Raw genomic sequence first — 10,216 nt, 5'->3', positions numbered from 1 at the left:
AAACCACCGGGCTATCCGGACGCTCTTTGCTGCTCCCCAAACACCCGCGCCTCCCCCTTTTGCCCTGCGGGGCCCCCGCGGGGCGCCAAAAGGCCGCCCTGCTGCACGTTCACCCGGGGAGGACCTACAGGTATCGGACCCAGCTTTCGATGCCTTCGGCCATCAATCTGTAGACATGCTCGAAAGCAGGACGCTGCTGGCGATAGGGATCAGGGATTTCCCGATCCTGCTGCCACTTGCCCAGCAGGAAGGTCTTGCCCGACGCCTGCGGCGCAATCTCGGTGATGCGGTGAATGTGCTTGCGCTCCATGGCCAGCACCAGATCGGCCGCTCCGAGGATGGCATCATCGATCTGGCGTGCGCGGTGAGCCAGCCCATCCATGCCCTGCTCCACCAGCAGCGCCTGGGCAGTGGCGTCGATGCCATGCCCGACGAGCGCCCCCAGACCTGCGGAAGACACCTGGATGCCTCTGCCCTGGACCGCCCGTCGAAGCATCACTTCAGCCGAGGGACTGCGGCAGATATTGCCGACGCAAACAAAAAGTACGTTATTGAACACTGACCTGGATCCTGTGGCATTCCATGCAGGCCCCGCCGCGAAACGGGCGGAGCGCTGACAGCTGCACAGATTACCTTACAGCGCCGCTGCTGGCGAGAAAATAGCCATGCAACTCATGGAATTACGTCGCAGTTCGCAGTTCTGCAGGCTCAATAAGCCGACTTCTGCCCGAGAACCTTCAGCGCCGTCAACGCAATGATCCGAACATCCAGGGTCGGGCTCCAGCGACGGATGTAGTCGATGTCGTACTGCACGCGCTTCTTCATCGACCGCAGTTCCGGCGTCTCGCCCCGCAGCCCGTGCACCTGCGCCCAGCCGGTGATGCCCGGCTTGACGTAATGGCGGTGCATGTAGCGTTCGATCACCCGTTCATAGTGATTGTTGTGCTGGATCGCATGCGGACGGGGGCCCACCACCGACATGCTGCCGCCCAGCACGTTGAAGAACTGGGGCAGCTCATCCAGGCTGCTGCGCCGCAGGAAGGCACCGAACCGGGTCACCCGCGGGTCGCCCCGGGTCGCCTGCGTAATCTGCCCCGTCCCTTCCTCATGCACGCGCATGGAGCGGAACTTCAGCATCCAGAACTCCTTCCCGCCCAGGCCGTGGCGGCGCTGGCGGAACAGGATCGGGCCAGGTGAACTGAGCTTCACGCCGATCGCCAGCACCACGAACAGCGGCGCCAGCAGGACGACCGCCACGCCGGCCACGAGGATGTCCTCGATGCGCTTGAACAGGCGGAAATTGTGGTCCACCAGGCCCTGGCGCACGCCGATCATCGGCACATCGCCCACCTGGTGCACGCCCGGGTTCAGTGCTCCCAGGCCCGTGGTATCGGGAATCAGGCGAATCGGCACCGGGAACCGCTCGATCTGCTTGAGCATGTCACGGATGGGCGCGGTATCTCCCAGCGGCAGGGACACCCAGACCTGGTCGAACTCCCCCCGGTGCGCATCCAGGTAGCGCGGCACATCATCCAGTGCGCCCAGGCGCTGCGGGGCATCGCCGCCACGCCGGGTGGCAATGTCGCCCTTGCTGGTGAAGTAGCCGATCACTTCCTTGCCCATCTCCGGCTTGCCGCGCAGCAGGCGATGCAGCCTGAGCGCCGGCGCCCGGAGGCCGACCAGCAGGATCCGCTCGTGATCCAGTCCCCGCGAACGCAACCGGTGCAGCTGGACACGCAGCAGTACGCGCAGGCCGACCATCGAGGCCAGACCGCCGATGTACCAGCCCACCAGCCAGCGCGACGGAACGGCATCGGCCAGCCCCACCAGCACGGCATACAGGGAGAACAGGGCGAAGCTTCCGGACCAGGCCAGCAGCAGCAGCCAGAGGTCGGCCAGCAGGCCACGCAGGCGCCAGTTGCGGTAGACCGGCGCGATGGAGAAGCAGACGATGGCGCTGAGAATCACCGCACCGAAGACGATGCGCTGGGACTGGTTGGGCGCCGGCGTGCCGTAGCACACGACGTGGGCCAATGCAGCCATGCCGGGCAGGAGCAACAGGTCTCCGAGGCGAAGCCCCAGTTCCAGGGCCGCCCGGGCTTCGACCCGGCGTCGGCCGGCATCGGCACGCTCTGCGGGGAGGTCATCTACCGATCCATGTAGCACTGCACTTCTCCAAGCTGTTTTCCGATCCAGCACTACAATTGTGATGGCTGTCGCATACCAGGCCTCCCCAAGCCGGTGCGAACAGACGGAATTGCGTCAATAAGTCGAACGTGATTGTGGATGATGTGAAAGGCAATTGGTAGGAAGCGGCAGCCCGTCGCGCGCCCATTCACCCGCCCGACCCACCCTAAGTCATTAGAACTATTCCTATTTTTTAATATTTCAAAATGCGTCAAAATGATTCGCACTACGTCCGACAGCGTCCAGAAATTGACGTTTGATGCACGGAATCATCCCATCACGCCCCGAAGGATCAACCCGATTGGCGCCCCCGGGACGTCCCGTCCCAGCACGTCCGCCAGGCCTGGCACCCTGCACTGCACCAAGGCCGCTCATCGCCCTCTGCTACCATCGGCGGTTCTGTTCATCGCCCCCCACCCGCCCGCGATGACGCCAAACAACGTAACGAAACACAGGAGTCTGCATGTCTTCCGAGCTGCTCAAGTCCCTTGGCCTGGACGCGATCAACGCTGGCACGTACCTGGGCAACGGGGAGTGGTCGAGCGCTGCCAGCGGTGAGCTGATCACCCCGGTCAACCCGACCACGGGCGAGCCGATCGCACAGGTGCGTGCGACCACCGAGACTGAATACGAAACGGTGATCGCCCGCGCCCAGGAAGCGTTCAAGCAGTGGCGCACCACCCCTGCCCCGCGCCGTGGCGAAGCCGTGCGCCTGTGCGGCGAGGCGCTGCGCAGGCACAAGGACGCGCTGGGCTCGCTGGTTGCCCTGGAGATGGGCAAGAGCAAGCCGGAAGGCGATGGCGAGGTGCAGGAGATGATCGACATCGCCGACTTCGCCGTCGGCCAGAGCCGCATGCTGTATGGCTACACGATGCACTCGGAGCGCCCCGGCCACCGCATGTACGAGCAGTACCACCCGCTGGGCCTGGTCGGCATCATTTCAGCCTTCAACTTCCCGGTCGCGGTGTGGAGCTGGAATGCATTCCTGGCGGCGATCTGCGGCGACGTGTGCATCTGGAAGCCGTCCAACAAGACGCCGCTGACCGCCATCGCCTCGATGAAGATCTGCAACGACGCGCTGCGCGAAGCCGGCTTCCCGGACATCTTCTACCTGGTCAACGATGCCGGCACCGCACTGTCGGAAAAGCTGGTTGATGATCGTCGCGTGCCGCTGATCAGCTTCACCGGCTCCACCCAGGTCGGCCGCACCGTCAATGAAAAGGTGGCGCGCCGCCTGGGCCGCTGCCTGCTGGAACTGGGTGGCAACAATGCCATCATCCTCGACGAGACCGCCGACCTGAAGCTGGCTGTGCCGGGGATCGTGTTCGGCGCCGTCGGTACGGCCGGCCAGCGCTGCACCACCACCCGCCGCCTGATCGTGCACCGCTCGATCTACGCCGACGTGCTGGCCACGCTGGTCAAGGCGTACAAGCAGGTGGAAGGCAAGATCGGCGACCCGACCGATGCCGCCAACCTGATGGGTCCGCTGAACAGCGAAGGTGCCGTGCAGCAGTTCCTCGACGCCATTGCCCAGGCCAAGGCCGCCGGCGGCACCATCGAGACCGGCGGCACCCGCATCGACCGCGCCGGCAACTTCGTGCTGCCGGCCATTGTCAGCGGCCTGAAGAACAGTGATGCCGTGGTCCAGCACGAGACCTTCGCGCCAATCCTGTACGTGATGCCCTACGACAGCATCGACGAAGCCATCGACATGCAGAACGGGGTACCGCAGGGCCTGTCCTCGTCGATCTTCACCCAGAATCTGAAGACCGCCGAACGCTTCCTGTCGGCTGCGGGCTCGGATTGCGGCATCGCCAACATCAACATCGGCACCTCCGGTGCGGAGATCGGTGGCGCGTTCGGTGGCGAGAAGGACACCGGTGGTGGCCGCGAGTCGGGCTCGGACGCATGGAAGGTCTACATGCGCCGGCAGACCAACACCATCAACTACTCCGATTCGCTGCCGCTGGCCCAGGGCATCAAGTTCGACCTGTGATGCATCCCGGCCCGGACGTCGCCGAGAGTGGGGCCCCGGCGGGGGCTCCAATCCTCGACTTCAGCGGCCGCCGGGTGCTGGTTGCCGGCGGCAGCAAAGGCATCGGCCGTGAGATGGCCCTGGCCTTCGCTGCGGCCGGCGCCCATGTCTCGGTCTGCGCACGAGGTCAGGCGGGGCTCGACACCCTGCTGGCCGACGCAGCGGCCCAGGGGGCATCACTGCACGCCTTTGCCGCCGACCTGGCCGACCCCGGCCAGATCGACGCCTGGCTGCATGCGGCCGCAGCGTCCCTGGGCGGCATCGACGTGCTGGTCAACAATGCCACCGGTTACGGCATGGCAGACGATGAAGACGGCTGGGCCGCCAGCCTGCAGGTCGACCTGATGGCCGCGGTGCGGGCCTCGCGGCTCGCCCTGCCCTGGCTGCGCGAATCGAGCGACGCCTGCATCCTCAATCTCTCCTCGATCGCCGCGCAGCAACCCCGGCCGGGGGGCGCTCCCTATGCGGCTGCCAAGGCCGCTCTTTCGCACTACACCACGTCGCAGGCGCTGGCACTGGCGCCGGACCGGATCCGGGTCAACGCGATCGCCCCGGGCTCCATCGAGTTTGCCGACGGTCTGTGGGACCGGCGCAAAACCAGCGACCCGGCGCTGTATCACGGCACCCTGGCAAGAATTCCGTTCGGCCGCTTCGGCCAGCCACGCGAGATTGCCGATGCCGCGCTGTTCCTGTGCTCGCCGCTGGCGCGCTGGATCACCGGTCACGTGCTGAACGTCGATGGTGGCCAGGTACTGATGGGCTGAACCGCTCGGGCCGGGCACTGCCCATGGGATTGCCCGGACGGAGGCACTATCATGTGCGTACTGCAAGGAGGACCCGATGAGCGTGGCACCCCGACAGACAAGCGCCCTGGCCGTGGTCAGCCTGGTCATGGGCATTGCCGCCTGGACTGTCCTGCCCTTCGTGGCCAGCATCGTCGCCATCGTCACCGGCCACATGGCCCGCGCCGAGATCCGCCGCCGCCCGCATGAACTCGAAGGCGATGGCCTGGCGGTCACCGGGCTGGTGCTGGGCTGGGTGATGGTGGCAGCCGCCCTGGCGGCAGTCCTGGCCTTCATCCTCTTCTTCGGTGGCCTGGCCTGGCTCGCCGCACTGTCGAACTGACCGCCATGACCTCCTCCGACAGCACCGAACGCTTCAGCAGCCGCGTCGCCGATTATGTCCGTTATCGGCCTGACTACCCGCCGGCGTTGATGGAATGGCTGCATGGACCGATGGGCGTCGGCCACGATGCACGGGTGGCCGACATCGGCGCCGGTACCGGCATTTCCAGCCGTCTGTTCCTCGACACCGGCCATCCTGTGGTCGCGGTCGAGCCCAACGCCGCCATGCGCGCTGCTGCCGAAGGCTGGCTGGCTGCATACCCGTTGTTCCAGGCCGTCGATGGGCGTGCCGAGGCCACCGGCCTGGCAGAGCACAGCGTCGATCTGGTCAGTGCCGCGCAGGCCTTCCACTGGTTCGACACCGACGCCGTCCGTGTTGAATGGCAGCGCATCCTGCGCCCCGGCGGACTGGCGCTGATCTACTGGAACTCACGCCTGCTCGATGCCAGCCCGTTCCTGGTTGGCTATGAGCAGCTGCTGCTCGATTACGGCACGGACTATTCCGCCGTGGCAGAACGCTACCAGGATGACGCCACGATGCAGGCATGGTTTGGTGCCGGGTTGCGCGGCCAGGTGGAACTGCCGAACGTGCAGCATCTGGATCTGGACGCCCTGCGCGGCCGCCTGCTGTCGTCCTCCTATGCGCCACAGCCCGGGCATCCGCGCCATGCGCCGATGCTGGCGGCACTGCAGGATCTGTTCGCGGCCCACGCGGTCAACGGCCAGGTCGCCTTTGAATATCGAACCCGAGCCTTCCTCGGCACGCTGGACTGAACCGACGCATGTATTCGCTTGCCCGCCCCTTCCTGTTCTCGCTCGACGCCGAGCGCGCCCACGGCCTCGGCCTGTCCGCATTGGACGTGGCCTACCGCACCGGCACCACGCCGCTGCTGGCCGCACGCATCGCGCCGCTGCCGAGCACCGTGTTCGGGCTGACATTCCCCAATCCGGTCGGCCTGGCGGCCGGCCTGGACAAGAATGGCGAGCACATCGATGCGCTGTTCGCGCTGGGTTTCGGCTTCGTCGAGATCGGCACGATCACGCCGCGGCCACAGGCGGGCAACCCGACGCCGCGGCTGTTCCGGCTGCCGGCGCACAACGCCATCATCAATCGCATGGGCTTCAACAACGCAGGCGTGGATGCACTGGTGCGCAATGTCGAGCGCGCGCGCAACCGTCGCGGCCTGCTCGGCATCAACATCGGCAAGAACAAGGACACCCCCAACGAGCAGGCCGTCGACGACTATGTGGCCTGCCTCGACAAGGTGTACCCGCTGGCTGACTACATCACCGTCAACATCTCCTCGCCCAACACCGCCGGCCTGCGCGAGCTGCAGGAGGAAACCGCACTGCGCCAGCTGGTCAGCCAGCTGCGTGATCGCCAGGAAGACCTGGCCGCGCGGCACGGCCGGCGCGTACCGATGCTGGTGAAGGTGGCGCCTGACCTCAGCGAGCGCGACATCGACGCTGCTGCGCGCGTGCTCGGCGAGCTGCAGGTGGACGGCGTGATCGCGACCAACACCACGATCGACCACAGCAAGGTGGCCGGCGATCCGCTGGCGAACGAAGCCGGCGGTCTGTCCGGTGCCCCGGTCCTGGAACAGTCCACCCTGGTCCTGCGGCGGCTGCGCTCGCGCCTGCCCGAGTCGGTGCCGCTGGTCGGTGTCGGCGGCATCCTGTCCGGCGCCGACGCAGTGGCCAAGATGGCGGCGGGCGCCTCGCTGGTGCAGTGCTACAGCGGCCTGATCTTCCGCGGGCCGGCGCTGGTATCGGAATGCGTGGAGGCGATCCGCCGCCGCCGCGAAGCGCCCAGCCGTGGCGCGGTGGCGCCGCTGTGAGCGCCCCCATGGATGGACTCGACACCGCCGCGCCGCTGCGCTGGACACTGACCCGGAACGCGCCGCTGCAGGCGCTGAACACCTTCCACGTGCGTGCCAATGCCGCGCAGCTGCTGGAGCTGCATGACGCATCGCTGCTGCCGGAAGTGCTGGCGCTACCGGAGGTTTCCGGCGGACCGCTGCTGGTACTGGGCAGCGGCAGCAATGTGCTGATCGCCGACGATCTGCCTGGCACCGTGCTGGTGTTCGGCAACCGCGACATCAGTTTCCTGGAGCATCGCGCCGATCATGCGGTGATCCGCGCCGGTGCCGGCGTGCCCTGGCACGGCCTGGTGATGTGGTCGCTGCAAGAAGGCCTGTCCGGGTTGGAGAACCTGGCCCTGATTCCAGGCACGGCCGGTGCAGCGCCGATCCAGAACATCGGCGCCTATGGCGCACAGGTCGGCGAGTTCATCCAGGCAGTGGAAGCCTGGGACTGCCACGAGCAGGCCTGGGTGCGGCTGGACAACGAACAGTGTGGCTTCGCCTACCGCGACAGCGTGTTCAAGCAGCAGGCAGACCGCTACCTGATCACCGCCATCGAGCTGAAGCTGCCCTTGCTGCACGACCTGCGCATGGACTATGCCGGCATCCGCGAAGAACTGCAGGCGCAGGGCGTGGAGCTGCCCAGTGCCGTGGACGTGGCCAACGCAGTCATCGCGATCCGCCGCCGCAAGCTGCCCGATCCGGAGGTGCTGGGCAATGCCGGCAGTTTCTTCAAGAATCCGGTCCTGCCCCTGGAGCAGGTCGACGTGCTGCTGCAGCATTTCCCGGACCTGCCGGTGTTCCCGGCCGATCGTGAGGACCGGCGCAAGGTCTCCGCAGCGTGGATGATCGAGGCCTGCGGCTGGAAGGGCTTCCGTGAGGGCGATGCAGGCGTTGCTGCCAGCCATGCGCTGGTCCTGGTCAACCATGGCAACGCCACCGGGGCCGAGTTGCTTGCGCTGGCGCGGCGCATTTCCGCGTCGGTGCTGGAGAAATTCGGCGTACCGATCGAACCGGAGCCCCGCCTGCTCGGCGCACAGTGGTGAACACCCCCGCCCTTTCCGCCGGCGCCACCCCGATGCGGGCGGCACTGCTGATGCTCGGCAGCACCCTGGCGTTCGGCATGATGGCGGTGGCGATCCGTTACGCCACCCGTTACGTACCGACCCAGGAGGTCGCCTTCTTCCGCAACGCGTTCGGCCTGCTGGCACTGCTGCCGATGCTGCTGCGGCCGGGCCATGCGCCGCTGAAGACCCAGCAGCTGCCACGCTATTTCGTGCGTAGCGCGATCGGCCTGGGTTCGATGCTGTGTGCGTTCTGGGCGTTGGGCCATCTGCCACTGGCGCAGGCGGTATCGCTCTCGTACTCCACACCGTTGTTCGTCACCATCGCCGCCGTGCTGTGGTTGGGCGAAACCGTGCGTGTGCGCCGCTGGGCCGCAGTGGTGGTCGGTTTCATCGGTGTGCTGGTGATCGTGCGGCCGGGCACCACCGGCTTCACCGCTGGCAGCCTGGTCGCCGTCGCCGCTGCGGTGCTGAGTTCACTGGTGGCCATCCAGATCAAGCAGCTCACCCGCGTGGACAGCGCCGATACCGTGGTGCTCTATACCTACGTCTTCTGGGTGCCGCTTTCGCTGGTTCCGGCAGTGTTTGTCTGGGTCTGGCCCAGTGGCGTGGCCTGGCTGTGGCTGCTGGTCACCGGCGTGATGGGCACGGTCGGCCAGCTGCTGTGGACGCGCGCGCTGCGCCTGGGAGAAGTGTCGGCGCTGACGCCGATCAGCTTCCTGCAGCTGCCGCTGGTGACCCTGTGCGGGTGGCTGCTGTTCAACGAGACCGTGGACCGCTGGACCATCGTCGGTGCGGGCATCATTCTGGCCGCCAACGCTTACATCGCCCACCGCGAGGCCGTGCTGTCGCGGCGGGCGGCGACGGCGGCGGCGTCAGCGGCGGCCAAGCCCGCCGAATGATCCACCGTCAACGCTGCAGCGGCGACGCATCCAGCGCGCGATACGCGCGTTCGGCTGCGTCGAACACATTGCCCGGCGCGAACTGTTCGCCCAGGTAGTGCAGCGACTGACGGCGCAGCTGCGGCGAGCGCTCCAGCGCGTCGCCCCCCAGCAGCACCTGTTCGAACTCGATCAGGTCCTGCAGGATCCGCCAGTGCCGGTACCAGGCGATCCAGCGTGGGTCCCCCAGGTCCGGGCCATACCCTTCCACGAAACCGAGCGGACGTTCGCGCCCCCAGCGTCCGCCCACCGCCGCGCCGGGAAACATCAGATCACGCTCGCGGGGCGCCAGGGACAGGCCATCCCAATCAATCAGGTGCAGGTTGCCCTCGTTACCCATCAGCAGGTTTCCCGCATGCAGGTCGGTATGGCACAACCGCAGCGGCGGCCGTTCGTCGCGCAGTTCATCGTGCAGTTCCGACGCGCGGCGGTGGACCTCGGCAATGCGTTCGCGGCGCAGCTCCCAGACGGCCAGGAACGCGCTGCCCAACCGATCCTGCGCGACCGGCAAGGCATCGCCCGGCTGCAACCAGCGCCCAACGGTGGTCAACGCATCCGCTTCAAGGCGCAGGGTCGGCAGCGCGCGTTGCAGCGATTCGGGCACCTCAGCGTCATGCAGCCGGCGCAGCACGTTGCCCAGGCGCAGCCACTGCGCATGGCTGAGCGGCGCCTCGAAACCGGACTGGCCCTCGATGTAGGGAAACAGCGTGAACTGCAGGCCCCAGCGCTGGACCGACGCGCCGCCGGTCAATGCCGGCCAGGGCGCCACGATCTCCTCGATGCCCAGGGTGCCCCGCAGCCAATGCAGCGTGTCCCAGACCGCCGGTTGCACCTGGTAGGTGCGGCATTTCAACCACCACTGACCGCGTCGCGCATCGATGCGGTAAACGCTGGCATTGGCGTCTGCGCCAACCGCGCGAGGCACCACGGCGGCGGTGGTGATGCCATAGGACTGTTGCAGGACTTCGCCGATATGGCGCGCCGAAGCGGATGACATGGAAGC

10 protein-coding genes are annotated in these 10,216 nt (G+C 66.9%); 7 read left to right on the top strand and 3 right to left on the bottom strand.

The window, feature by feature from the left end; all coding sequences use genetic code 11:
- Positions 1-124 precede the first annotated feature (124 nt).
- On the bottom strand, positions 125-559 hold the full coding sequence (locus ACVOMM_RS14725; RefSeq protein WP_053516763.1) for a low molecular weight protein-tyrosine-phosphatase: 435 nt from the start codon (positions 557-559) through the stop codon (positions 125-127).
- 149 nt (positions 560-708) lie between these two features.
- Positions 709-2,058: an undecaprenyl-phosphate glucose phosphotransferase gene (locus ACVOMM_RS14720; protein ID WP_481526443.1), complete on the bottom strand. Its 1,350-nt coding sequence runs from the start codon at positions 2,056-2,058 to the stop codon at positions 709-711.
- A 592-nt stretch (positions 2,059-2,650) separates the two neighbouring features.
- On the opposite strand from ACVOMM_RS14720, the gene amaB reads away from it, so the two are divergent.
- The 7 genes from amaB to ACVOMM_RS14685 all read left to right on the top strand — a co-directional run bounded on the left by amaB (position 2,651) and on the right by ACVOMM_RS14685 (position 9,174).
- Positions 2,651-4,183: an L-piperidine-6-carboxylate dehydrogenase gene (gene amaB / locus ACVOMM_RS14715; protein WP_065175566.1), complete on the top strand. Its 1,533-nt coding sequence runs from the start codon at positions 2,651-2,653 to the stop codon at positions 4,181-4,183.
- Positions 4,183-4,986: an SDR family NAD(P)-dependent oxidoreductase gene (locus ACVOMM_RS14710; RefSeq protein WP_481526442.1), complete on the top strand. Its 804-nt coding sequence runs from the start codon at positions 4,183-4,185 to the stop codon at positions 4,984-4,986. The genes amaB and ACVOMM_RS14710 overlap by 1 nt, the downstream gene beginning before the upstream one ends.
- Positions 4,987-5,062: 76 nt before the next feature.
- On the top strand, positions 5,063-5,347 hold the full coding sequence (locus tag ACVOMM_RS14705; RefSeq protein WP_053517549.1) for a DUF4190 domain-containing protein: 285 nt from the start codon (positions 5,063-5,065) through the stop codon (positions 5,345-5,347).
- Positions 5,348-5,352: 5 nt separating this feature from the next.
- Entirely contained in the window at positions 5,353-6,120 is a 768-nt protein-coding gene (locus ACVOMM_RS14700; protein ID WP_065181374.1) for a class I SAM-dependent methyltransferase, read from the top strand.
- 8 nt (positions 6,121-6,128) lie between these two features.
- The gene (locus ACVOMM_RS14695; protein ID WP_065181373.1) at positions 6,129-7,184 is read left to right on the top strand and encodes a quinone-dependent dihydroorotate dehydrogenase; all 1,056 of its coding nucleotides are present in this window, start codon (positions 6,129-6,131) and stop codon (positions 7,182-7,184) included.
- A gap of 8 nt (positions 7,185-7,192) precedes the next feature.
- Entirely contained in the window at positions 7,193-8,254 is a 1,062-nt protein-coding gene (murB, locus tag ACVOMM_RS14690; protein ID WP_065175628.1) for a UDP-N-acetylmuramate dehydrogenase, read from the top strand.
- A gap of 32 nt (positions 8,255-8,286) precedes the next feature.
- The gene (locus ACVOMM_RS14685) at positions 8,287-9,174 is read left to right on the top strand and encodes a DMT family transporter (protein ID WP_065175629.1); all 888 of its coding nucleotides are present in this window, start codon (positions 8,287-8,289) and stop codon (positions 9,172-9,174) included.
- Positions 9,175-9,181: 7 nt separating this feature from the next.
- Here the strand turns inward: ACVOMM_RS14685 and ACVOMM_RS14680 are convergent, their stop codons facing one another.
- On the bottom strand, positions 9,182-10,210 hold the full coding sequence (locus ACVOMM_RS14680) for an aminoglycoside phosphotransferase family protein (protein ID WP_065181372.1): 1,029 nt from the start codon (positions 10,208-10,210) through the stop codon (positions 9,182-9,184).
- Positions 10,211-10,216: the final 6 nt, after the last annotated feature.

The organism is Stenotrophomonas sp. STEN009 (genome assembly GCF_056760395.1).
This window is presented reverse-complemented; position numbering and strand designations above follow the sequence as displayed.

What these genes read in the sequence shown, in the direction of transcription:
- amaB (WP_065175566.1), top strand. Translation starts at nt 2,651, where the DNA reads ATGTCTTCCGAGCTGCTCAAGTCCCTTGGCCTGGACGCGATCAACGCT.
- ACVOMM_RS14680 (WP_065181372.1), bottom strand. Translation starts at nt 10,210, where the DNA reads ATGTCATCCGCTTCGGCGCGCCATATCGGCGAAGTCCTGCAACAGTCC.
- murB (WP_065175628.1), top strand. Translation starts at nt 7,193, where the DNA reads ATGGATGGACTCGACACCGCCGCGCCGCTGCGCTGGACACTGACCCGG.
- ACVOMM_RS14700 (WP_065181374.1), top strand. Translation starts at nt 5,353, where the DNA reads ATGACCTCCTCCGACAGCACCGAACGCTTCAGCAGCCGCGTCGCCGAT.
- ACVOMM_RS14695 (WP_065181373.1), top strand. Translation starts at nt 6,129, where the DNA reads ATGTATTCGCTTGCCCGCCCCTTCCTGTTCTCGCTCGACGCCGAGCGC.
- ACVOMM_RS14685 (WP_065175629.1), top strand. Translation starts at nt 8,287, where the DNA reads ATGCGGGCGGCACTGCTGATGCTCGGCAGCACCCTGGCGTTCGGCATG.
- ACVOMM_RS14710 (WP_481526442.1), top strand. Translation starts at nt 4,183, where the DNA reads ATGCATCCCGGCCCGGACGTCGCCGAGAGTGGGGCCCCGGCGGGGGCT.
- ACVOMM_RS14705 (WP_053517549.1), top strand. Translation starts at nt 5,063, where the DNA reads ATGAGCGTGGCACCCCGACAGACAAGCGCCCTGGCCGTGGTCAGCCTG.